The following is a 21,698-nucleotide window of genomic DNA, read 5'->3' on the forward strand; positions in this document are numbered from 1 at the left end:
CTGCGGTCGTCGCGGAGCAGTGTCGCAGTGCGTTGTGCCGGGCGGTGGAAGGCGCGCTGCGACAGCCACCCTCCCGATGGTTCGCCGTTGCGGACGGTCCGCAATCCGTGTAGGGGGACTCGTGGGAGCGACCCTTCTCGGCTGTATGGCAGTCTGAGGTGCCCGCACGAGGGTGCCGGACCCTCGATAACTCGCTTCGACGGAGTAGAATCGACGGAGACCGGGAAAGTTGGTTCCGTGGCTGCGCGTCGATGCCCTTGAAGTGGCACCGGCAGTTGTCGTCACGCTACGCATTTCCCAGCCGATCACGATCCGCGGGACGACCGCGGCGACCGGCGCGCTCGGCTCCACCGGTGGTCCGCCTCCTTTCCCGCGGCTCGCTCATCTGTGGCCAGAGTCCTGCGCGCCTGCCGTCCGCCGGCCGCCCGACAACCCCGTGACCGGGACCTTTGCGGGGACCGGTGCGAGAAAGTGGCCGAGGGTGGCAGAGAACAAGCAGGAATACGGTGCGGAATCCATCACCGTGCTCGAAGGCCTCGAGGCGGTCCGCAAGCGTCCCGGTATGTACATCGGCTCCACCGGCGAGCGTGGTCTGCACCACCTGGTCTGGGAGGTTGTGGACAACGCGGTGGACGAGGCGCTCGCGGGCTACTGCGACACCATCGACGTGGTCTTGCTGGCCGACGGCGGCGTTTCGGTCACCGACAACGGCCGTGGCTTCCCGGTCGACCTGCACCCGAAGCTGAAGAAGCCGGGTGTCGAGGTTGCCCTGACCGTGCTGCACGCCGGTGGAAAGTTCGACGGCAAGGCGTACGCGGTCTCCGGCGGTCTGCACGGCGTGGGTGTCTCGGTCGTCAACGCTCTCTCCACGAAGATGGCCGTCGAAATTCACAAAGCGGGCTTCGTCTGGCGGCAGAAGTACACCGCTAGCAAGCCCTCGCCGCTGGAGAAGGGCGAGACCACCACGACCACCGGTTCTACGGTGCAGTTCTGGCCAGACGCGGGGATCTTCGAGACCGTCGAGTTCGACTTCCAGACGATCTACCGGCGGCTGCAGGAGATGGCGTTCCTCAACAAGGGGCTGACCATCAACTTCACCGACCAGCGCCCCGAGTCCGCCGACGAGGAGGGCAAGGCCCGGGAAGTCACTTTCATGTACGAGAACGGCATCGCCGACTTCGTACGGCACCTGAACAACACGAAGAACCCGGTGCACAAGTCCGTTATCGAGTTCGAGGCCGACTCGCCCGAGGAGGGCATGGCCATCGAGATCGCGATGCAGTGGAACGAGTCGTATGGCGAGTCGGTCTACACCTTCGCCAACCGCATCAACACCCACGAGGGTGGCACCCACGAAGAGGGCTTCCGCGCCGCGCTGACCAACACGATCAACCGGTACGGCGCCGAGAAGAAATTCCTCAAGAGCGACGAGAAGCTTTCCGGCGAGGACATCCGCGAGGGGCTAGCCGCGATCATCTCGGTCACCCTGGCCAACCCGCAGTTCGAGGGTCAGACCAAGACCAAGCTCGGCAACACCAGCATGAAGAGCTTCGTGCAGAAGATCGCCAACGAGCGCATCGCCGACTGGTTCGACCGCAACCCGGCCGAGGCCAAGACGATCATCACCAAGGCGTCGCAGGCCGCCCGGGCGCGCATCGCCGCGCAACAGGCGCGCAAGCTGGCCCGGCGCAAGTCGCTGCTGGAGTCCGGCTCGATGCCGGGCAAGCTGGCCGACTGCCAGTCCACCGACCCACGGGTGTCGGAGCTGTTCATCGTCGAGGGTGACTCGGCCGGCGGCTCGGCCAAGCAGGGCCGCGACAGCCAGATCCAGGCGATCCTGCCGATCCGCGGCAAGATCCTCAACGTGGAGAAGGCCCGCATCGACCGGGTGCTCAAGAACAACGAGGTCCAGGCGCTGATCACCGCGCTCGGCACCGGCATCCACGACGACTTCGACATCGCCAAGCTGCGCTATCACAAGATCGTGCTGATGGCCGACGCCGACGTCGACGGCCAGCACATCCAGACGCTGCTGCTGACCCTGCTGTTCCGCTTCATGCGGCCGCTGGTCGAGGTCGGGCACGTCTACCTGGCTGCCCCGCCGCTTTACAAGATCAAGTGGAACAAGCGCGGCGACGACGCCCAGTACGCCTACTCCGACCGCGAACGTGACGGCCTGATCGCCCTGCGCCAGCAGAAGAAGGCGAATGCCAAGCCGGACGACATCCAGCGGTTCAAGGGTCTCGGCGAGATGAACTTCCACGAGCTGTGGGACACGACGATGGACCCGTCCACCCGCACCCTGCGCCAGGTCACGCTCGACGATGCGGCCGTCGCGGACGAGCTGTTCAGTGTGCTGATGGGCGAGGACGTCGAGGCGCGGCGCTCCTTCATCCAGCGCAACGCCAAGGACGTTCGTTTCCTGGACATCTGAGTCCGAGGTGAGCGGCGTCTCAGGAAGCCGCTCACCTCGGGTTATGCACAGCGTTCCACTGCTTTCCACAGCGTTATCCACAGCGAGATGCGGCGTTAGTGCCCGAATGTCGGGTTTGGCCCGCGAGTAAGGGTTAACTGTGACGGATATCCCCGAGAACCCCGCCGAGGAGCCGCAGGACGCGACCGGCGGCGGTGTCGGCCAGCGCGTCGAGCCGGTCGGCCTCGAAGTCGAGATGCAGCGCTCGTACCTCGACTACGCGATGAGCGTCATCGTCGGGCGTGCCCTGCCGGACGTGCGCGACGGTCTCAAGCCGGTGCACCGCAAGATCCTCTACGCGATGTACGACTCGGGCTTCCGCCCCGACCGCGGGTACGTCAAGTGCGCCCGCGTCGTCGGCGACGTGATGGGCAACTACCACCCGCACGGTGACTCGTCGATCTACGACGCGCTCGTGCGTATGGGGCAGCCGTGGTCGCTGCGCTACCCGCTGATCGACGGCAACGGCAACTTCGGCTCGGCCGGTAACGACCCGCCGGCCGCCATGCGCTACACCGAGTCGAAGCTCTCGCCGCTCGCCATGGAGATGCTGCGGGACATCGACGAGGACACCGTCGATATGCAGGACAACTACGACGGCCGGGCCAAGGAGCCCACGATCCTGCCGGCGCGGTTCCCCAACCTGCTCGTCAACGGCTCCGAGGGCATCGCCGTCGGCATGGCCACCAAGATCCCGCCGCACAACCTGCGCGAGATTGCCGCCGCCGTGCAGTGGCGCCTCGACAACCCCGAGGCCGACGAGGCGACGACGCTCGATGCCCTGCTGGAGATCGTCAAGGGCCCCGACTTCCCGACCAAGGGCCTGATCGTCGGTCAGCAGGCGATCCAGGATGCCTACCGCACCGGTCGCGGATCGATCCGGATGCGCGCGGTGGTCGAGGTCGAGGAGGACGCCCGGGGCCGGCCGTGCCTGGTCGTCACCGAGCTGCCCTACCAGGTCAACCCCGACAACCTCGCCGAGCGGGTAGCGGAGTTGATCAAGGAGGGCAAGCTTACCGGCATCGCCGACATCCGAGACGAGTCCTCCGGTCGTACCGGTATGCGGCTGATCCTGGTCCTGAAGCGCGACGCCATCGCCAAGGTTGTCCTCAACAACCTCTACAAGCACACCCAGCTGCAGGAGACGTTCGGCGCCAACATGCTGGCGCTGGTCGACGGGGTGCCGCGCACGCTCAACCTCGCGCAGTTCATCACCTACTACGTCGATCACCAGATCGAGGTCATCCGCAGGCGTACGGCGTTCCGGCTGCGCAAGGCCGAGGAGCGCGCTCACATCCTGCGCGGCCTGGTCAAGGCGCTGGACATGCTCGACGAGGTGATCGCCCTGATCCGGCGCTCGCCCACCGTCGAGGACTCCCGCCAGGGCCTGATGCAACTGCTCGACGTGGATGAGATTCAGGCCACAGCGATCCTCGACATGCAGCTACGCCGGCTGGCTGCCCTCGAACGCCAGAAGATCATCGACGAGCTGGGCAAGATCGAGATCGAGATCGCCGACCTCAAGGACATCCTCGCCAAGCCCGAGCGGCAGCGGGCGATCGTCTCGGAGGAGCTGGCCGAGATCGTCAGCCGCTTCGGCGACGAGCGCAAGACCCAGATCATCCCGTTCGACGGGGAGGTCTCGATGGAGGACCTCATCGCCCGCGAAGACGTTGTGGTGACCATCACACGAACGGGTTATGCCAAGCGTACGAAGGTCGACCTGTACCGCTCCCAGAAGCGCGGTGGCAAGGGCGTGAGCGGCGCAACTCTGCGTCAGGACGACATCGTCAGCCACTTCTTCGTCATCTCGACGCACTCCTGGATCCTGTTCTTCACAAACAAGGGCAGGGTCTACCGGGCCAAGGCATACGAACTTCCGGAAGCTGCCCGTACGGCCAAGGGTCAGCACGTCGCCAACCTGCTCGCCTTCCAGCCGGACGAGCACATCGCCCAGGTCATCCAGATCCCGAACTACGAGGTCGAGCCCTACCTTGTGCTCGCCACTAAGAATGGCCTCGTGAAGAAGACCCGGCTCACCGAATTTGACTCCAACCGCAGCGGTGGCATCATCGCCATCAACCTGCGGGAGGATGACGAGTTGGTGGGCGCCACGCTGGCAGCACCGGAGAACGACTTGCTCCTGGTCTCGAAGAAGGCGCAGGCCATCCGGTTCAACGCGACCGACGAGGCGCTGCGCCCGATGGGCCGGGCGACCTCCGGGGTGATCGGCATGCGCTTCGGCGAGGCCGACGAGCTGCTGGCGATGGAAGTGGTCCGCGAGGGCCTTGACGTTTTGGTCGCGACCAACGGCGGGTATGCCAAACGGACGCCGATCGAGGAGTACCCCGTGCAGGGGCGGGGCGGTAAGGGCGTGCTGACCGCGAAGATCACCGAGCGTCGCGGTGGCCTGGTCGGAGCGCTTGTCATCGACCCGGAGGATGAACTGTTTGCCATCACCAGCAATGGTGGTGTCATCCGGACTCCCGTGAAGCCTGTACGGCGCACGCGGGATCGGAACACAATGGGGGTCAAGCTGATGGACCTCCCAGAAGGTGTAACCATCGTGGCGCTTGCTCGCAATGCCGACGAGCCTGACGAACAGGACTAGTTGATGCCGGAGACACAGGCGAAGTCGGGGGCGGGGGCTTCGGCCAGTCCCGTCGATGAGGAGCCGAAGAAGGACGGCGCCGCATCGACCGGGCGCGAGGCCGGCCGCGCGTCGGTCCCCGCGGAAGCCCCGTCCCCGCCGAAGTTCACCCGCGCCCCGGGCATGGCCCCGCCGCCGGGTGAACCCGCCGCCGACACCGAGAGCCAGGCCGATGGCAAACGGCCGGGCGGCCCCTCGGTCGCAAAGGGGTCGGCCACCGTGCCGATCGTCACCAAGGGTAAGAGCGGAGGAACGGGTCCTCAAGGTGCGCCGGTCGGGCGTACCGTGACCCCGCCTCCGGCCAAGCCCGCCACGGCCCCGCAGCGGCCCGGTGACGCCCCCAAGCGCCCGTCCGGGTCGGCCCCGGCCGCCGGTGCCGCTGCCGTGGGCGCCGCTCGGGTGTCCGAGGCGGTCCGCTCGGCGCGCTCGACGGTGTCGTCGGCCGCTGCCCGCGGCCCGCGGCGCGCCCGGCTGAACCTCAAGCGGATCGACCCGTGGTCCGTGATGAAGTTTGCCTTCGCCGTCTCCGTGGTCCTGTTCATCGTGGTGGTCGTCGCCACCTCGGTGCTCTACCTGGCCCTGGACGCCATGGGCGTCTGGGGCGAGGTCAACACCAGCCTGCAGTCGCTGGTGAACGCGTCGGGAGGCACCGACGGCAACACCGGCGGCGGTTTCCGGATCACCGCCTGGGGAGTCATCGGCACCTCGATGTTGATCGGCGCGGTCAATGTGGTCCTGTTCACCGCCCTGGCCACCCTCGGCGCCTTCATCTACAACGTCTGCGCCGACCTGGTCGGCGGCGTCGAACTGACGCTCGCCGAACGGGACTGACATATGCCGGACCGGGCCCGCTTGCCGAGCGGGCCCGGTTTCGTGCTGTCCGGGTCCAGGTTCCGTTTCGCAGGGGATGGCCGGGCTGCGGCGGCGCCTTGCGAAACAGAACTGGCCGTCACACCTCGGTCGACTCACCCCAGGCCAGGTTCTCCAGGGCGATCCCGGTGAGCCCGTCCTTGCCGAGGAACCTGCCCGCGGAGTTCTGCCCCAACTCGCTCAGCATCAGCTCGTGGATCTGAACGGTCCGGCCCGGCGCAACCGCCCGGACGAAGTCGACGGCCTCCCCGAACTTGGTCCAGGGGCCACTGGTCGGCACGAGCAAAGTCTCCACCGGTACGCCCGGAGCGCCATACGAGTCGCCGGGATGGAACACACGCCCCTCGACGAGGTAGCCGACGTTGGCGGAGACCGGAAGGTCGGGATGAATGACAGCGTGCCGCTCCCCATGAACGCTGACGTTGAAGCCGGCCGGTTCGATGCGGTCGCCGTCCCTAACCGCCGAGCCGCGGCCGCCGAGCTTTGCCACCATGTCCGCCGGGGCGAACAAGGCCAGTTCAGGGCGGCGACGTAGCTCAGCCACCAGCGCCGCCTCATCAAAGTGATCGAAATGGTCGTGGGTCACCAGAATCGCGTCGGCGGCCGCGATGAGCTCGGCTGCGTTCGGCGTGAAGGCACCGGGATCCACCAGCAGCATCCGGCCTCCCTCGGTGAACGTCACGCAGGCGTGGGCATGCTTGGTCAGATGCATGAAACCTCCAGATGCGCAGCAGAGCTGTACAACTAAACTATACAGCCCTGCTGTATAGTAGCCGAGTGACCGACGAAGACATCGCCGAACGTCTGCGGCAATCGATCGGCCGCTTCGTGCGTATGGCGCGGGCACAGGCGGACACCCTGCCGCAGACCCACGCTGCCGCGCTCGGCGCGCTTGACCGCGAGGGGGCGCAGACGATTGCCCAGCTCGCGGCCGGTCGAGCAGTCAAGCATCAGAGCATGAGCCGTACGGTGGGGGAGCTGGTGTCGCTCGGTTTGGTGAGCCGTTCGGCGAGTCCCAGCGATGGGCGCGCTTTCCTTATCGCGCTGACGCCGGCGGGGGTGGAAGCGCTGGAAGCCGACCGGGGGGCGCGGCGGCAGTGGGTGGCTGAGGCAATCACTACTCGGCTGAGCGCGGATGAGCGGCGGATGCTGCTGGCTGTGCCGGAGATTCTGGATCGGCTGTCGGATTCGTCGCGTCCTAAGCGTCCCTCTGGTCCCTCGGGTCCATCGGGTCTCCCGGGCCCTTGAGCCTCCGCGTCCCCACGCCATTGTTCCTGAGCGAGGCTGCCTTCTTCCGTAGCGGGATTTACCAGACTTATCAGGCGTCCGTGCTGGAGGTGGATGCGACTTGCTGGGCGGGTCCGCCCCCGATTTGGGCGGCGTGAGCCGGGTGCGGTAATCTTCATTGTCGCTGTCGCGGGGCTATAGCTCAGTCGGTTAGAGCGCAGAGCTGATAACTCTGAGGTCGCTGGTTCGATTCCAGCTAGCCCCACCACGCAGTCCTCCACCGCACAGCCAAGGGGACCGGCCATGTTCAAGAAGCTTCTGATCGTCGCTGGCCTAGTCGGCGCCACCGCCCTGGTCGCCAAGAAGGTCAAGGCCTCCAGCGACGAGCGTGCTCTCTGGCACGAAGCCACCACCGCACCCGACCTGCGATAGGTCATCCCGGGGCCCTAGCTCAACTGGCAGAGCACCGCCTTTGCAAGGCGGGGGTTAGGGGTTCAAGTCCCCTGGGCTCCACGTAACCGCCCTTTGACCAGGGCGAACGCAAGGCCAAGATCGTTGGGACCACATCGGGACCCACATCAGCCAGACTTGGCATGGTCCCGAACGGGCTGGCGAAGAACCTTGCCGACGACTCCACGACGCCGTTCGCGGCGCGGCCAGAAGTGGACGTAGGTCTCCAAGGTGATCTGAAGCGTTGCATGGCGTAGTGCTCGCTGGACCTTCTTAGGGTCCGAAGGGTTCGTAAATAGCGTCGTAGCGAAGAAGTGCCGCAGCGCGTGGAAGCCGCTGTGATCCTCAGGCCAGCCGGCCTTGCGCCGCCATTTGATCCACTCTGCCGACCGCGTCCGGTCCGTAAACGGATTGCCGTGGGCGTGGTGAACAGCAGCGGTACGGTACGGCGCACCAGAGGGCCACCCGTGATGTCCGGCATTTCGATTTCGACCAGCGGAAACTCTTTCACGTGCTGCCGGAGTGCGTCCGCAACCATGGGGTCCAGGTCGACGGTGCCAGACGACCCGCTCTTGGGCTCGCTGAGGTAGAAGCCGCCGTAGTCGCACGGCGAGTACCGCAGTTGCTGGACAACGTGCAATTCCTCATTCTCCGCATCTAAGCAGCGCACCCCGTCTTCGAAGCCGAGCGCTACGCTGATCCTCAGCCCTGCGCCCGGCACCCAGCCCTGTGTAGCTTGGCTGCATTTGAGTGACTAGCTAGCACTACAGCAGGAGATCCGTTCCCTGAGTTTCGCTCCGCACCTTGGCTGGCTTTGGTGGCGGCTTGATAGCAGCACCGGTAGGAAGCTCAAAGGGTGGACACGTTTGTGAGCGCCGTCCCGCGCGAACGGAGGACGGCCAACAGCCGGGCCTGTTCGGTCGCGGTCAAGTCGGCGGTCGGGATACCGGACATCCGGAGCTTGCTGTCGGAGAGCCCGTGGTGCGAGAGCAGAATTTGGCCGCGTGCCCGACGCACCGCCTTGATCGCCGACCAGGGCAGCGTGTTTGTCGAGAAGCCATGAAAGGTGTGCACACCCACCGCGTCGATCCGATAAGCGACCAGCCCTCCGATCTTGTGGGCGTCCCGCGTCACGATCTGCTGCGGCACTGCGAACAGCGTGAACAGCATTGCGAAAGCGCCGCCAAAAAGGATGAATGGCGCCCAACCACCTGGATTGCCGGCCCCGTACAGCAGCACAGCGACAGCCAGCGCGGCAACTGCAGCCCCTGTACCGACCGGAAGTAGGGAACGCCTTAGCAACGCCTTCACCAGCTTCGAATCCATCCGGGCCTGAAAGGTCAGCTCCTCCGCATCTTCCATGCGCGCATCATAAAGACGATCATGATTGTTCTATGGGGAGGGGTCGAATACACGCATCAGGATGTCACCGGCGAGCACGGACGGACTGATCGCGATCACCGTCAAAGAACTACGCCGACTGTTTGACGCCCTGGTCATCGACCCGGTCCGACGAACCGCCGAGGTCATCGCCTGGTCTGTCTACCGGCGACGATAACAAGATCAGGCCAAGGCAAGCACAAACAAGAGGGATGCCCGAGCGGACGGCGTATCGACCAAGACGCGGTAGGTGGCTCTGGCTCTTCAGTTCTAGCTCTGACGAACTGCCGAAACAGCCTTATCTGAATCTAGCCGCGCCACGCGAGCGCGGAGCGGCTGGCTGCGATCGGCTGGCGCACCGACCAGTCCAGCCTTGGCGATCGAAACGTCTTGAGCCTCCGGCGGGAGCGCTCAGGCATCTGGTATGCGTCACGTCCACCATCGATCCAGGCGAAGCCGAGCAGACATGCCCCAGGGCGCAAGGTCGTACGTCCAGTAGGGCGCTCCACCTTGGCGCCCTGGGGCATGTCCGCACCACGATGTGTGGGTCGACGGTGGACGGGATGGCTAAGAGCACGTTGGGCGAACAACGCAGTCCGGACGTCATGCTCTGAAGTTTCTGGACGATTGGCATCGTCCTGACCCTCGGCGTCCTCGCTATCGTGTTGTTTGCCCCTGAGCAGGATGAGGGCGGCGGGCGAAGACGAAGCCGCCCTCAATGCCGGGAGCCGCGTGGTGGGTCATCTCGGCGTCGATGGTGAACCCGGCCTCGGCCAGCCAGGATGCCGTTTGGGTAAGGGTGCGGCGGTGGACGTACACCGTCATGGGATGGTCGCCGTACCCGGAGGTTTTGAGATGGCTCCCTGAGCCGGCGTGGAAGCCGATGAGCACAATGCCGCCGGGCTGCAGAATGCGGTGGAAGTCAGCTAGGACTGCGGGCACCTCGGCGTCTGGGACGTGGATGAGGGAGAACCAGGCGAGCAGGCCAGTCACGGAGCGCTCGGGCAGGTCGAGGGCTGTCATCGAGCCGACTTCGAAGCGCAGACCGGGGTGGTCGCGGCGGGCGATATCAATCATGGCGGGGGACAAGTCGATACCGAAGGCGTCCAAGCCCAGGTCTGCCAAGTACCTCGTGAGGCGGCCGGGACCGCAGCCCATGTCGGCGACCAAGCCGGGGACTGGGGCACTGCCCGCATCCATGGCGGCATGAACCAATTCGGCGAAGAGGGCGAGGATGCCGCGTTGGAACGGCTCGGTTGCCAGGGCATCGCGGAGAAGAGCGGCATAGCTGGGGGCCACGGTGTCGTAGGACGTGCGGGTGTCGTCGATCCAGTCCGCTGCAGGCATGGCAAGCACGATAGGGGAAGGCGGCCGGGTGGAAAGAGGCATTGACCGTTCGGTTGTTGCTTGCTGGGGTTGGGCGGGCCAATATCCACGTGTGGCGATGCGTGATCGGAATTGGTTGACGACGGGGGAGACCGCGGTTTTGTTGCGCTCGTCGCGGGCTCATGTGGTGGATCTTTGTCTTCGAGGGCTGCTTCCGTACGTCCGCATGAACGGTCAGCGGCGGATGCGGAGGTGTGATGTTGAGGCGCTCGTTCAGCCGTCGATGACTCGGGAGCAGTTGCAGACGTTGTGGCTGCACCGAGCGGTGGCGGGCCGGCTCGTACGCGATCCGCGGGCAGTCCTGGCGGCGGCGGCGATCAACTTGCGCCGGCTGCGGCGGATGCATCCTGAGGGGCGAGCCTGGGAGTGGCTGGATCGCTGGGATGCCGTGCTCGAACAGGGTGTTGAGGGTGTTCTCGAGGCCCTGACTTCGTCTGCCGAGTATGCCGTGGAGCTGCGCGTGACCTCGCCGTTCGCCGGCATTCTGTCCGAGCGGGAGCGGCAGACAGTGCTGGAGGCGTTCGCGCAGAGCCGTCACGATCATGCCCGGCCGATGCGGCCTGAGACGTTCGAGGCGGTGCTGCGCGGGGTGTGAACTATTTGTGCGCGACTTCCGTGTGGCCAAACGTGTCAGAACGGCTTGAGTGAAGTCTTCGCGTCTGCGTACCCGTTCCGTTACGCATTGGTCGAGTCGACCTGAGTAGCCTTCACTCGTGAGTGGACGGAAGCGAGCCGCTGCCATCATCGTGCGTGACCGGCGGGTGTTGATGGTGCACGAGCGGAGCCGGCGGGCGGGCCTGCGGGAATGGTGGACGCTGCCCGGAGGGGGGATCGACCCCGGAGAAACTGCCGAGGATGCGGTACGCCGGGAAGTGCTCGAAGAGGTCGGGCTGGTCGTCAAGGAAGCCCGTTACCTCCAGGACTTGCCGTACCCCTCGGGGATGACCTCGGTGTTCGTGTGCACGGTGGCCGACGGCGAACCCGAGCTCGGCCCCCACGTGGGCGGACCCGAGCCGGTCGGGCTGGACTGGGTGCCCCTGCCGGAGGTGGAGCCCGGGTTGAGTGGAGTGGTCCCGATCCCACCGATGATCGTCGCGCTGCCACTGGAGTGAGAGGGGGCGGGTTCAAGCGGGGATGGCGTTACCGAGATGGTGCGGTAGCGCTCCAGGACGAAATAGGCGCAGCTCAGGGCGTACGCCAGAGAGAGAAGGAGCCCGACGGCCCGGACCGAATCCGGAGCGACGGCCATGAGCGTTGCGGTGAGCGCGCCTCCCGACCAGCTCGCCAGCAACACTGTGTTGACCGTGTCCTGCGAGGCCCAGCCGCCGACCCCGCGCCGGCGCGCCTGGCGTTGGATCTCAGTGAGCAGCGCGTGGCCCATGCCGACCGCGAGCATGCCGAGCAGAACCGTGGCGAAGACGGAATGCGTCCCACCGGCCACCGCGGCGACGGCGGTGCCCCCGGCGAGCAGGGCGAGACCACTGACGGTCCCCACCCGTGCACTGCGTCTCTCCCTCACATCCAGTGACAGTCGGCAAGATTGCCGTCGAGCTGAGCATCGGGTGGTTCCGGCCCGGGATTCAGGGAAGGATGACGGCGTGATCGGAAACTTGAAGCTCGAACCCGCGATCTCCCGGCTCGACCTCCTGGCCCCGCCGGTGGCTGCCGCGCTGGAGGTGTGGCCCGCCGACGCCCCCATCGACGGCGACCAGATCATGGTTGCGCCGATTGACGGCTCGCTGGCGGACACCGCGGAGTTCTGCCAGGCGTACGGCGTGGGGCTCGAGGAATCGGCCAACTGCGTGATCGTCGCGGGCAAGCGCGGAGAACTTACCCGGTACGCCGCCTGCGTGGTCCTGGCAACCACCCGAGCCGACGTCAACGGCCTGGTTCGTAAGCACCTCGACGCCCGCAAGGCCAGCTTCGCCCCGATGGACGACGCGGTACGCCTGAGCGGCATGGAGTACGGCGGCATCACCCCGATCGGGCTACCCAAGGACTGGCCGGTGCTGGTGGACGCCCGAGTGGTGGCGATGCCGCACGTGATCATCGGCTCGGGGGTGCGAGCCAGCAAGATCGCCATCGCCGGGCCGGCATTGGGCGCGTTGCCGGGGGCTCAGGTGATTGAAGGGCTGGCTCGAGAGGCCTGAGGTTTCGAGATGCTAAATCGCTCGACGCCGTACCCGCACCCTGGTCGAATGCGGGCGTGCGAATCCGAGCGATGCAACCCGCCGACCTCGAACCCGTCCGGGCTCTCGAGGACCGTGCGGGTGCCCTCTTCCACCAAGTCGGCAAGCCCGACATCGCCGCCCACCCCGTACCCCCGGCCAGCGAACTCATCAGGTATGTCCACGCCGGTCAAGCCTGGGTGCTCGAAACCTCCGGCGGTACCGTGGCCGGCTTTGTGTTCGTCAGCCTGATCGATGGCCTGGCGCATATCGAGCAGGTCAGCATCGATCCGGCGTACGCCGGGAAGAGGTTCGGGAGCGCCCTGATCGACCACGTGGAGGTCTGGGCGGCGGCGTGTGACCTGCCCGCGCTGACCTTGACCACGTTCCGGGAGGTGCCGTGGAATGCTCCCTACTACGCCCGCCTGGGGTTCAGCGAGATCGTCCAGGCCGGTCCGGAGCTGACGGAGCTGATGAGCATGGAAGCTGAGCACGGCCTTGACCCGGCCGAGCGAGTGGCGATGATCAGGGCTGTCGATGACGTTTCACGTGGAACATCATCGAGGGGCTTCGACGGATTCCCGCCGGGCGATCTCCTCTAGGGCCGTCAGCAGCACTGCCTTTTCCTGCGCGCCCTGCACCATGTACTTACGGTCAATGACAAAGGCCGGCACGCTCGTGATGCCCAACTGCCGCGCCTCGGCCAAGTCCGCGTTGACCGCGTCTGTGCCGGCGGGGGAGGCGAGGTAAGCCAGCGCGGCCTGCTCGTCCAGTCCGATCGTGCCCGCCAGCCGGGCCAACTCGGCGTGCGAACCCAGGTCGACGCCCTCGGCGAAGTGGGCCCGTTGCAGGGTGTCGATCATCATCAGCTGAAGGTCTTGAGTCGCAGCCCAGGCCACGAGGCGGTGGGCGTCGAACGTGTCCGCCAGCACCACTCGGTTGAAGTCAAGCGTCAAGCCGTCGGCCGCGGCCAGCTCCGTGGCGTAGGCGAACATCGGCGGGGGAGGCGCGGTGGCGGGCAAGGGCGCCAACTGGTACGCCCGGAAGGTCACCGTCGCGTCAGGTGGAAGGACCGCTTCGAGGCGGTGCTTGCCGAGGTAGCACCACGGGCACCCGATGTCGGACCACACCTCGATGTTCATGCCACCTGATCCTGGATCTGCCGCTTGAGCCGGGCCAGGATGGCCGAACCGCCTCGGATGCGCAGCGGGCTGATCGCGGTGGCGAGGCCCATCCTGCTGTACAGATCGTCGGGCACGCCGAGGATCTCGCCGGATGTGGCGCCGTCCAGACCCTCGGCCAGGATGCCGGCGAATGCCCTGGTCGTGGGCGCCTCGGGCGGGCAGTCGAACCAGGTCTGCACCGTGTCATCCGGGCGGACCTCGGCGCGCAGGAAGAACTGGGTCTGGCACTCCGGCACCTGCTCCATGCCCTCGTGCCCCTTCAGCTCGGCGGGCAGGGCCGGCATCTCGTCGGCGAACTCCAGCAGCATTTCGAGCACCACCTCGCGCGGGGCGGAGGCGAACTCGTCGACGATCTCGGCCAGTTTGGCGGGCATGTCACTCACAGCAGAACCTTAGGCCGAAGCCGTCGAGGTGGGCATCAAGGCCAGGTCGCTGAGGCTGAGAATGCCCACCACCTTTCGGTCGGCGTCACAGACGAGCAGCCGCCGTACCCCGCGATCGCGCATGGCCTGCACCGCTTCTTCCGGGGTGGCCGACTGCTCGACCATGATGACCTCGAACGACGCGATCGCCGCCAGCGTGGTGCTCTTCGGCGGCATCCCTTCGGCGATGGCCCGCACGACGATGTCGCGGTCGGTGACCATGCCGGCGATCGTCGGGCCGTTGGTCACCACGACGTCGCCGATGCCCTGGTCCCGCATCGCCTGGGCCGCCTCGTCGAGCGGGGTGTCGCCGGACAGGTAGACGACCCGCTTGGTCATCACATCCGCCACCGCAGTTCTCGTCATGGTCGCGTACCTCCCCGTACCGTCACCAACTGCCATACCGATTACACCCCGTAAATCCCTTACCCGTACGGCCATAGCGCAACCGTCGCAGTGTCGTCAGCGTCACCCTGCCGTACCGCGCTCACCGGTGGAAAACTCGCGGTTGAACCTTGAAGTGAGGAGTCGTTAAAGGGGGCGGCCATGGGTTGGACGAACTTCGTCGCAATAGGAGACAGCTTTACCGAGGGCATGAACGACGCCTATCCCGACGGGACCTACCGGGGCTGGGCGGATCTGGTGGCGGCGCGGCTGGCCGTCGACGCCGGACCGGACTTCGGATACGCGAATCTAGCGGTCCGTGGCAAGCTGCTCGACCAGGTTCTCGACGAGCAGTTGGACCGGGCTCTCGCGATGAAGCCCGGACTGGTCAGCTTTGCGGCCGGCGGGAACGACGTCCTGCGTCGCAAGGTCGTACCCCAGAATCTGGTCCGGAAGATCGACCCCGCGATCGCCCGATTGCGCGACGCCGGGGCCGAGGTGATCCTCTTCCGTTTCGCCGATGTCACCTCGCACCTGCCGGGCAACCGCATCATGGGTCCGCGCGCCGCCGTTCTCAACGACGGCGCCGCCGAACTCGCGGCCCGGCACGGGTGTTACGTCATCGACCTGTTCGGCGACGGCGGCTTCCACCACCCGGCAATGTGGAGCGAGGACCGGCTGCACCTCTCGCCGGCCGGGCATCGCCGTGTTGCTGGTCACGTACTCAGTGCGCTCGGCGTCGGCATGCAAGAGGACTGGCTGCTGGTGCCGCCGGCCCCCGCGCCCACGCCCTGGCTGCTCGCTCGCAGTGCCGATCTGCGCTGGGCCGGTCAGCACCTGGCGCCCTGGATCCGCCGCCGGCTGGCCGGTGCCTCCTCCGGCGACGAGGTCACCGCCAAGCGACCCGAACTCGCCCCGATCGACGCGATAGCGTGAACGCCATGACCGTTGCCAACGATCCGGCGCCGTCCCTGCAGGCGTACGCGCATCCCGAGAAGCTGGTCACCACCGAGTGGCTCGCCGCCCACCTCGACACCCCCGGCTGGTCATCGTCGAGTCGGACGAGGACGTGCTGCTCTACGACTCCGGCCACATCCCGGGTGCGGTGAAGGTCGACTGGCACCTGGAACTCAACGACCAGCTCACCCGCGACTACCTCGACCCGCAGCAGTTCGCGGCCCTGTGCACAGCCAAGGGCATCGGCCGCGACGACACGATCGTGTTCTACGGGGACAACAACAACTGGTGGGCCGCGTACGCCCTCTGGGTCTTCAGCTTGTTCGGTCACCGCGACGTGCGCCTGCTCGATGGCGGCCGGCAGAAGTGGGCCGCCGAGGACCGTGAGCTGACCCGCGACAAGACCGCTCGCCCGCCGGCCGGTTATCCGGTGCCGGTACGCGACGACAGCGCCCTGCGTGCCTTCCGTGACCAGGTCATGAGCCACATCTCCGACGGCCGGCCGCTGGTCGACGTGCGCTCGCCGCAGGAGTACACCGGCGAGTTGACGCACATGCAGGCGTACCCGCAGGAGGGTGCGTTGCGGGGTGGGCACATTCCGGGCGCGGTGAGCAAGCCGTGGAAGGCGGCGGCCAACGAGGACGGCACGTTCAAGCCGGCCGACGAGCTTGCCAAGATCTACCGCGATGAGCTGGGCCTGGACACCGGCGACGACATCATCGCGTACTGCCGCATCGGCGAGCGGTCGAGCCACACCTGGTTCGTGCTGCACCACCTGCTCGGCTACTCGCACGTGCGCAACTATGACGGTTCCTGGACCGAGTGGGGCAACCTGGTCCGCGCACCCATCGCCAAGGGTTCGGAGCCGGGCAAGCTGCCCTGATGCAAGCCGTCTGGCGGGAACACGGGACGACCGTGCTCCTGGCTGCGCTGCTGCTGCCCGTGCTGGCCGTTGCCGTGTGCCGGTGGCGGGCCAACCGGCGGGTCATCGCCGAGGTGGGGCTCGTCGCTGGGTCGCTGCCGTGGGCGGTCATGCTCTTCACCCCGCAGCCGGCACCGCGGTCGATCGACCTGGTGCCACTGCACGATCTGCCGTCCTGGATCTCCGGTGATCTGGGGACCGGGGTGGCCCAGATGGGCGGCAACCTGCTGGTGCTGGCCGCGTTCGGATTCTTCCTGCCGATGCGCTTCGCCGCCGCTGCCTCGGTGCCCCGCGTGCTGCTCTTCGCGCTGCTGACCTCGACCGGCATCGAGGTGCTGCAGTGGGTGCTGGCCATCGGACGCGTTTCGAGCGTCGACGACGTGCTGATCAACACGCTGGGGGCCGGTGCTGCGGCGATGCTGTCGCGGCGCTGGTGGGTCCGAATCCCGGAACGCGAGATGACTGAACGTACGTTAAGGTAGCCCCTTGACAGCGGGATAGAGTGACCGGGTGACGGTAGATCAGCAGCAGCGTCCCGGGGCACCCGCCCCCCGGAGGCGTTCCCGGCGGGACGAAATCCTGGAGATCGCGGTGGGGTTGTTCGCATCTCGCGGATATCACGGGGTGTCGATGGACGACATCGGCTCCGCCGCCGGCGTGACCGGCCCGGCGCTCTATCACCACTTCGCCGGCAAAGAGGCAATGCTGGTGGCCGCGCTCATCCCGGTCAGTGAGAGCCTGCTGCACGGCGGCAAGGAGCGCGTCGGCCGGCACCGCGACGACGCCCAGGCCGCGCTGACCGACCTGATCGACTTCCACGTCGAGTTCGCGCTGGCCAACCCGGCCGTCATCGCGTTGCACCTGCACGAACTCGACCGCCTGCCTGAGGAGCCGCGCCGGCAGATCCGTCGCCTGCAGCGTCTCTATGTGGAGGAGTGGGTCGGGGTGCTCGCCACGCTGCGGCCCGAGCTGGACTCCGGTGAGGCGCGCGTGCTCGCGCACTCGGCGTTCGGCCTGATGAACTCCACCCCGTTCCTCGGCGGTGAAGTTGATCGGGAGCGCCGCGCCGCCCTGCTGCGGGAAGCCACGGTCCACGCGTTGATCGGCCGCTGAAAGGCGTCATGAAGATGATCGAGTCGCTGCTGATCGCCAACCGGGGCGAGATCGCCCGCCGGATCATCCGCACCGCGAAGCGACTGGGAATCCGGTCCATTGCCGTGCACTCCGAGGCGGACGCGGGCCTGCCGTTCGTCGTGGAGGCGGACGAAGCGGTGTGTATCGGGCCGGCCAATCCGGCCCAGAGTTACCGCAACGCCGACGCGATCCTGGCTGCGGCCACCTCGACAGGCGCCCAGGCGATTCACCCGGGGTATGGGTTCCTGAGCGAGAATGCGGACTTTGCTCGTACCGTCGACGCAAAGGGGTTGATCTGGGTGGGGCCCGGCGCCGATGCGATAAGCGCGATGGGCGACAAGATCAATGCTCGTAATCTGATGGCGTCGGCGGGCGTGCCGGTGGCGCCCGGCAGCGAGGATCCCGCCGAATCCGTCGAGGCCGCCATCGAGGCGGCCGCTTCCATCGGCTACCCGGTCATGGTGAAAGCCGCGGCCGGCGGTGGTGGCATGGGCATGGCGGTCGCCGCCGGTGAAACCGGATTACGCGGCGAATACGACAAAGTCCGGGCCTTTGCCGAGCGGATGTTCGGCGACGGCTCGGTGCTGATCGAGCGTTACTTCCCCCGCGTGCGCCACGTCGAGGTGCAGATTCTCGGGCTGGCCGACGGCCGGGTCATCGCGTTGAGCGAACGGGAATGTTCGGTGCAGCGCCGCAACCAGAAGCTCGTCGAGGAAGCGCCCAGCCCCGCCGTCGGTCCCGAGCTACGTGAACGATTCCTGGCCGCCGCGGTGAAAGCGGGCGAAGCCGTGGGCTATCGCAATGCAGGCACCGTGGAATGCCTGCTCGACCCGGCGACCGGCGAGTTCTTCTTCCTGGAGATGAATACCCGCCTGCAGGTCGAGCACCCGATCACCGAGTTGATTCACGGCACCGATCTGGTCGAGCAGCAACTGCGCATCGCCTCCGGCCTGGAACCCAATTTCGACGTCACCCGGCCGACCAGCGGGCACGCGATTGAATTGCGGATCAACGCCGAGGACCCGAAGCGCTTCCTGCCCGGTCCCGGAAAGGTCACCACCTGGGTCGAGCCCACCGGCGAGGGCGTGCGCGTCGATTCCGGATACGGCCCGGGCACCACGGTCACGCCGTTCTACGACTCACTGCTGGCCAAGCTGATCGTCTACGGCACCGACCGCGACGACGCCATTGCCAAGGCCCGCTCGGCGGTCGCCGGGTTCGAGATCGCCGGCCCCAAGAACAATGTGCCGTTCTTCGCCGAGCTGCTGGACAACGACGAATTCCTGTCCGGCGCCTACGACACGGGCATCGTGGCCCGGATGAGGTGATGTGATGGACGCCGTCTCGATTCGCGAGGTCGCGCCCCGCGACGGTCTGCAGAACGAAAAACCGATTCCCGCCGACGACAAGGTGCGGCTCATCGACGCCTTGTCGCGCACCGGCGTACGACGGATCGAAGCGGTTTCGTTCGTGCATCCCAAGGCCATTCCGCAGATGGCCGACGCCGACGAGGTATGGACCCGCGCCTGGCACAACCCGGACGTGCGCTATTCCGCGCTCATTCCCAACACCCGTGGGGCGCAGCGAGCCCTGGCCGCCGGATTCCGCGAGATCGAGGTCGTCGTTTCGGCCAGCGACACGCACAACCGGCGCAACCTCAACCGCTCGACCGACGAATCGCTTGACGACATCGCCGCGCTCATTCCGCTGGTGCACGAGGCCGGGGCCACGCTTGAGGTCATCATCGCCACCAGCTTCGGCTGTCCCTTCGAGGGCGACATCGATCCCGCGCGCGTGGCGTCGATGGTGGAAAGGGTTCGCTCCGATGGAGCGGATCGCACGGCTTTCGGGGATACCACCGGCATGGCGACTCCTCGCCGGGTCAAGGACTTGCTTTCCCAGGTACGTCCGGAGCTCCTGCATTTCCACAACACCCGCGGCACCGGATTGGCAAACGTCCTCACCGCGCTGGAGTTCGGCGTGCGCGAGTTCGATGCCAGCGCCGGCGGAATTGGCGGCTGCCCCTATGCCCCTGGCGCTTCGGGCAACATCGCCACCGAGGAACTCGTGCACATGCTCGAGGACCTGGGCATCGCCACCGGAATCGACCTCGAAGCGCTCATCGGTGTCGCGGAGATGGCAGAAAAGATGCTCGGCCGCACGTTGCCCTCGGGCGTGCTGAGGGCCGGTCCTCGAACCCGCTTGGTGTGACTTTCTTGGACGCGTGACCGGCGGCCACCTCGCCTCGTTAGCACTAGCGAACGAAAGCTTCGGCCGCCCGCGTCCACCGGGACGGCCTGCGCCCATGCCACCTCGCCATCCGGCGAGCGGCGCGAGACGCGGATTACGCCGGTCCCGGGCGTGATCCGAAACGGTGCCGCAAGGCATCGGGTAGTGAAGAGATAACCGGTGCTCCTCCACAGCGCCGGCATCTATCGGACGGGGGCCTCCGCAGTCGCGAGGCCCCCGTTCCCATGTCCGCAGCCGCTACCGGGCCCCGTGCAATTGCGCTAACCTAACGATCGTTCAGGTGCGACGGTTCGGGAGGATACGACGTGGCGGACGTTTTCGACGCGGAGGCGCTGGCGCAGGCCCGCAAGCGGGCGGTGGCCGGCGGCGCGGAGAAGTATCACGCTGCCAACGCCGCCAAGGGCAAGCTGTTCGCCCGCGAGCGCGTCGCTTTGCTGGTCGACGCGGGGTCGTTCGTCGAGGACGGCCTCTTCGCGAACAGCCTGGCCGAGGGTTTGCCGGCCGACGGCGTGATCACCGGAACCGCGCGCATTGACGGGCGCCAGGTCTGCCTGATGGCAAACGATTCGACGGTGAAGGCCGGTTCCTGGGGTGCCCGCACGGTCGAGAAAATCATCCGGATCATCGAGCGCGCCTATGCCACCGGCGTACCCATGGTCTATCTGGTCGATTCCGCCGGCGCCCGGATCACCGATCAAGTCGACCTTTTCCCCGGCCGCCGGGGAGCGGGAAAGATCTTCCACACCCAGGTACGCGCTTCCGGCTCGATTCCGCAGATCTGCGCGCTGTTCGGGCCGTCCGCTGCGGGGGGCGCCTACATTCCGGCGTTCTGCGACGTCGTGGCCATGGTCGAGGGCAACGCGAGCATGTATCTCGGCTCCGATCGCATGGTCGAAATGGTGACCGGGGAACGCACGACGCTGGAAGCGATGGGCGGTGCGCGGGTGCACTGCGCCGAGTCGGGCGTCGGTCATTTCCTCTGCAAGACCGAGCAAGAAGCGCTTGAGGTCGTACGGTCATATCTGTCGTATCTGCCCGCGAACTACACCGAGCAGCCACCCGCAGCCGAGTCCACCGCCGCCGCCACAGTGGACCTTGCCGGGCTTGTGCCGGAAAGCGAGCGCCAGGCCTTCGACATGCGCCGCTACATCAAGGGAATTGTCGATCAGGGCTCGTTCTTCGAGATCCAGGCGCTCTGGGCCAAGGAGCTGACGATCGGCTTCGCCCGGCTCGAGGGCCAGGTCATCGGCGTGATCGGCAACAATTCGATGTTCAAGGGTGGGGTGCTGTTCGTCGACTCGGCCGACAAGGCGAGCCGTTTCGTGCAGTTGTGCGACGCTTTCAACGTACCGCTGCTGTTCCTTTCCGATGTTCCGGGTTTCATGGTCGGATCCGCCGTGGAGAAGCAGGGCATCATCCGCCACGGCGCCAAGATGATCAGCGCGATTTCCGAGGCCACGGTGCCGAAGATCTGCGTGGTTGTCCGCAAGGCCTACGGCGCCGGTCTGTACGCGATGGCCGGCCCCGGATTCGACCCCGACGCCACCATCGCCCTGCCCACCGCAAAGATCGCTGTCATGGGGGCCGAGGCGGCCGTGAATGCCGTCTACGCCAACAAGATCGCGGCGCTGCCCGAGGAAGAACGCGCCGCTTTCATCGCCCAGCGCCGTGCGGAATACGAACGCGACATCGACATCCTGCACCTCGCCAGCGAACTGGTCATCGACACCATTGTCGAGCCCGGCGACCTGCGCGGCGAGCTCGTCCGGCGGTTCGCCGCAGCCCGCGGCAAGGACCGCACATTCTCCCGTCGCCGCCACGGGGTCACCCCCGTCTAGGTC

At 66.6% G+C, this 21,698-nt stretch carries 22 protein-coding genes, 2 tRNA genes and 2 pseudogenes; 19 read left to right on the plus strand and 7 right to left on the minus strand.

Features of this window, described 5'->3' with window-relative positions; translation table 11 throughout:
- Window positions 1–481 precede the first annotated feature (481 nt).
- The 3 genes from gyrB to TFC3_RS00180 all read left to right on the plus strand — a co-directional run bounded on the left by gyrB (window position 482) and on the right by TFC3_RS00180 (window position 5,954).
- The gene (gene gyrB, locus TFC3_RS00170) at window positions 482–2,434 is read left to right on the plus strand and encodes a DNA topoisomerase (ATP-hydrolyzing) subunit B (RefSeq protein ID WP_067493907.1); all 1,953 of its coding nucleotides are present in this window, start codon (window positions 482–484) and stop codon (window positions 2,432–2,434) included.
- A 139-nt stretch (window positions 2,435–2,573) separates the two neighbouring features.
- A complete protein-coding gene (gyrA, locus tag TFC3_RS00175) occupies window positions 2,574–5,084 on the plus strand; it encodes a DNA gyrase subunit A (protein WP_067493910.1) in 2,511 nt (836 codons plus the stop codon).
- Between the two features lie 3 nt (window positions 5,085–5,087).
- Window positions 5,088–5,954, plus strand: coding sequence for a DUF3566 domain-containing protein (locus TFC3_RS00180; RefSeq protein WP_067493913.1), 867 nt, complete (start codon window positions 5,088–5,090; stop codon window positions 5,952–5,954).
- A 118-nt stretch (window positions 5,955–6,072) separates the two neighbouring features.
- Here the strand turns inward: TFC3_RS00180 and TFC3_RS00185 are convergent, their stop codons facing one another.
- Window positions 6,073–6,705 (minus strand): MBL fold metallo-hydrolase, encoded by a 633-nt coding sequence (locus TFC3_RS00185; RefSeq protein WP_067493916.1) that lies wholly within the window; start codon window positions 6,703–6,705, stop codon window positions 6,073–6,075.
- Window positions 6,706–6,770: 65 nt separating this feature from the next.
- Here TFC3_RS00185 and TFC3_RS00190 point away from each other — a divergent pair, with 65 nt between their 5' ends.
- From TFC3_RS00190 to TFC3_RS00200, 4 genes are all read left to right on the plus strand, one after another.
- Window positions 6,771–7,241, plus strand: a complete 471-nt coding sequence (locus TFC3_RS00190) for a MarR family winged helix-turn-helix transcriptional regulator (protein WP_067505603.1) — start codon at window positions 6,771–6,773, stop codon at window positions 7,239–7,241.
- A gap of 170 nt (window positions 7,242–7,411) precedes the next feature.
- Window positions 7,412–7,488 (plus strand) — tRNA-Ile (locus tag TFC3_RS00195).
- A 35-nt stretch (window positions 7,489–7,523) separates the two neighbouring features.
- Complete coding sequence (locus TFC3_RS38935; protein ID WP_236717905.1) at window positions 7,524–7,652, plus strand: DLW-39 family protein; 129 nt, start codon at window positions 7,524–7,526, stop codon at window positions 7,650–7,652.
- 8 nt (window positions 7,653–7,660) lie between these two features.
- A tRNA-Ala gene (locus TFC3_RS00200) sits at window positions 7,661–7,733 on the plus strand.
- A gap of 65 nt (window positions 7,734–7,798) precedes the next feature.
- Here TFC3_RS00200 and TFC3_RS35165 read toward each other — a convergent pair.
- The 3 genes from TFC3_RS35165 to TFC3_RS00210 all read right to left on the minus strand — a co-directional run bounded on the left by TFC3_RS35165 (window position 7,799) and on the right by TFC3_RS00210 (window position 10,397).
- Window positions 7,799–8,278, minus strand: coding sequence for a tyrosine-type recombinase/integrase (locus TFC3_RS35165; protein ID WP_236717906.1), 480 nt, complete (start codon window positions 8,276–8,278; stop codon window positions 7,799–7,801).
- Window positions 8,279–8,519: 241 nt separating this feature from the next.
- Window positions 8,520–9,032 (minus strand): YcxB family protein, encoded by a 513-nt coding sequence (locus tag TFC3_RS00205; protein ID WP_067493919.1) that lies wholly within the window; start codon window positions 9,030–9,032, stop codon window positions 8,520–8,522.
- A 675-nt stretch (window positions 9,033–9,707) separates the two neighbouring features.
- On the minus strand, window positions 9,708–10,397 hold the full coding sequence (locus tag TFC3_RS00210) for a class I SAM-dependent methyltransferase (protein ID WP_067505606.1): 690 nt from the start codon (window positions 10,395–10,397) through the stop codon (window positions 9,708–9,710).
- A gap of 97 nt (window positions 10,398–10,494) precedes the next feature.
- On the opposite strand from TFC3_RS00210, the pseudogene TFC3_RS40285 reads away from it, so the two are divergent.
- From TFC3_RS40285 to TFC3_RS00230, 5 genes and pseudogenes are all read left to right on the plus strand, one after another.
- A pseudogene (locus TFC3_RS40285) lies at window positions 10,495–10,641 on the plus strand (helix-turn-helix domain-containing protein); the annotation flags it as partial.
- 18 nt (window positions 10,642–10,659) lie between these two features.
- On the plus strand, window positions 10,660–11,031 hold the full coding sequence (locus TFC3_RS00215; RefSeq protein ID WP_236717907.1) for a hypothetical protein: 372 nt from the start codon (window positions 10,660–10,662) through the stop codon (window positions 11,029–11,031).
- A 118-nt stretch (window positions 11,032–11,149) separates the two neighbouring features.
- Window positions 11,150–11,548 (plus strand): NUDIX domain-containing protein, encoded by a 399-nt coding sequence (locus TFC3_RS35170; protein ID WP_082771781.1) that lies wholly within the window; start codon window positions 11,150–11,152, stop codon window positions 11,546–11,548.
- A gap of 489 nt (window positions 11,549–12,037) precedes the next feature.
- The gene (locus TFC3_RS00225; RefSeq protein WP_067505608.1) at window positions 12,038–12,586 is read left to right on the plus strand and encodes a YbaK/EbsC family protein; all 549 of its coding nucleotides are present in this window, start codon (window positions 12,038–12,040) and stop codon (window positions 12,584–12,586) included.
- A gap of 56 nt (window positions 12,587–12,642) precedes the next feature.
- Complete coding sequence (locus tag TFC3_RS00230; RefSeq protein WP_201787105.1) at window positions 12,643–13,206, plus strand: GNAT family N-acetyltransferase; 564 nt, start codon at window positions 12,643–12,645, stop codon at window positions 13,204–13,206.
- Here the strand turns inward: TFC3_RS00230 and TFC3_RS00235 are convergent.
- Genes TFC3_RS00235 through TFC3_RS00245 form a run of 3 tightly spaced genes read right to left on the minus strand, consistent with a single transcriptional unit; the run spans window position 13,162 to window position 14,576 of the window.
- Window positions 13,162–13,746 carry a DsbA family protein gene (locus TFC3_RS00235; protein WP_067493931.1) on the minus strand — a complete coding sequence of 195 codons (585 nt, stop codon included), beginning with the start codon at window positions 13,744–13,746 and terminating at the stop codon, window positions 13,162–13,164. The two genes, TFC3_RS00230 and TFC3_RS00235, sit on opposite strands and share 45 nt — an antisense overlap.
- On the minus strand, window positions 13,743–14,171 hold the full coding sequence (locus tag TFC3_RS00240) for a SufE family protein (protein WP_067493934.1): 429 nt from the start codon (window positions 14,169–14,171) through the stop codon (window positions 13,743–13,745). Before TFC3_RS00240 ends, TFC3_RS00235 begins: the two co-directional genes overlap by 4 nt.
- A gap of 9 nt (window positions 14,172–14,180) precedes the next feature.
- Entirely contained in the window at window positions 14,181–14,576 is a 396-nt protein-coding gene (locus tag TFC3_RS00245; RefSeq protein ID WP_067493937.1) for a CBS domain-containing protein, read from the minus strand.
- A 180-nt stretch (window positions 14,577–14,756) separates the two neighbouring features.
- Between TFC3_RS00245 and TFC3_RS00250 the strand changes: the two genes are divergently transcribed.
- From TFC3_RS00250 to TFC3_RS00280, 7 genes and pseudogenes are all read left to right on the plus strand, one after another.
- A complete protein-coding gene (locus tag TFC3_RS00250; RefSeq protein ID WP_067493940.1) occupies window positions 14,757–15,530 on the plus strand; it encodes an SGNH/GDSL hydrolase family protein in 774 nt (257 codons plus the stop codon).
- Between the two features lie 5 nt (window positions 15,531–15,535).
- A pseudogene (locus TFC3_RS00255) lies at window positions 15,536–16,434 on the plus strand (sulfurtransferase).
- A complete protein-coding gene (locus TFC3_RS00260; protein ID WP_067493943.1) occupies window positions 16,434–16,955 on the plus strand; it encodes a VanZ family protein in 522 nt (173 codons plus the stop codon). The pseudogene TFC3_RS00255 and the gene TFC3_RS00260 overlap by 1 nt, the downstream one beginning before the upstream one ends.
- Before the next feature lie 28 nt (window positions 16,956–16,983).
- Window positions 16,984–17,586: a TetR/AcrR family transcriptional regulator gene (locus TFC3_RS00265; protein WP_067493945.1), complete on the plus strand. Its 603-nt coding sequence runs from the start codon at window positions 16,984–16,986 to the stop codon at window positions 17,584–17,586.
- A gap of 14 nt (window positions 17,587–17,600) precedes the next feature.
- Window positions 17,601–18,935 (plus strand): acetyl/propionyl/methylcrotonyl-CoA carboxylase subunit alpha, encoded by a 1,335-nt coding sequence (locus TFC3_RS00270; protein WP_067505612.1) that lies wholly within the window; start codon window positions 17,601–17,603, stop codon window positions 18,933–18,935.
- Window positions 18,936–18,939: 4 nt separating this feature from the next.
- Window positions 18,940–19,818: a hydroxymethylglutaryl-CoA lyase gene (locus tag TFC3_RS00275; RefSeq protein WP_067505617.1), complete on the plus strand. Its 879-nt coding sequence runs from the start codon at window positions 18,940–18,942 to the stop codon at window positions 19,816–19,818.
- Window positions 19,819–20,162: 344 nt separating this feature from the next.
- The gene (locus tag TFC3_RS00280) at window positions 20,163–21,695 is read left to right on the plus strand and encodes an acyl-CoA carboxylase subunit beta (RefSeq protein ID WP_067493948.1); all 1,533 of its coding nucleotides are present in this window, start codon (window positions 20,163–20,165) and stop codon (window positions 21,693–21,695) included.
- The last annotated feature ends 3 nt before the right edge of the window (window positions 21,696–21,698 follow it).

The organism is Actinoplanes sp. TFC3 (assembly GCF_001553785.1).
Lineage (GTDB): Bacteria > Actinomycetota > Actinomycetes > Mycobacteriales > Micromonosporaceae > Actinoplanes.

What these genes read in the sequence shown, in the direction of transcription:
- TFC3_RS00250 (WP_067493940.1), top strand. Translation starts at nt 14,757, where the DNA reads ATGGGTTGGACGAACTTCGTCGCAATAGGAGACAGCTTTACCGAGGGC.
- TFC3_RS38935 (WP_236717905.1), top strand. Translation starts at nt 7,524, where the DNA reads ATGTTCAAGAAGCTTCTGATCGTCGCTGGCCTAGTCGGCGCCACCGCC.
- TFC3_RS00210 (WP_067505606.1), bottom strand. Translation starts at nt 10,397, where the DNA reads ATGCCTGCAGCGGACTGGATCGACGACACCCGCACGTCCTACGACACC.
- TFC3_RS00270 (WP_067505612.1), top strand. Translation starts at nt 17,601, where the DNA reads ATGATCGAGTCGCTGCTGATCGCCAACCGGGGCGAGATCGCCCGCCGG.
- TFC3_RS00245 (WP_067493937.1), bottom strand. Translation starts at nt 14,576, where the DNA reads ATGACGAGAACTGCGGTGGCGGATGTGATGACCAAGCGGGTCGTCTAC.
- TFC3_RS00205 (WP_067493919.1), bottom strand. Translation starts at nt 9,032, where the DNA reads ATGGAAGATGCGGAGGAGCTGACCTTTCAGGCCCGGATGGATTCGAAG.
- TFC3_RS00260 (WP_067493943.1), top strand. Translation starts at nt 16,434, where the DNA reads ATGCAAGCCGTCTGGCGGGAACACGGGACGACCGTGCTCCTGGCTGCG.
- TFC3_RS00235 (WP_067493931.1), bottom strand. Translation starts at nt 13,746, where the DNA reads ATGAACATCGAGGTGTGGTCCGACATCGGGTGCCCGTGGTGCTACCTC.
- TFC3_RS00180 (WP_067493913.1), top strand. Translation starts at nt 5,088, where the DNA reads ATGCCGGAGACACAGGCGAAGTCGGGGGCGGGGGCTTCGGCCAGTCCC.
- TFC3_RS00215 (WP_236717907.1), top strand. Translation starts at nt 10,660, where the DNA reads ATGACTCGGGAGCAGTTGCAGACGTTGTGGCTGCACCGAGCGGTGGCG.
- TFC3_RS00275 (WP_067505617.1), top strand. Translation starts at nt 18,940, where the DNA reads ATGGACGCCGTCTCGATTCGCGAGGTCGCGCCCCGCGACGGTCTGCAG.
- TFC3_RS00185 (WP_067493916.1), bottom strand. Translation starts at nt 6,705, where the DNA reads ATGCATCTGACCAAGCATGCCCACGCCTGCGTGACGTTCACCGAGGGA.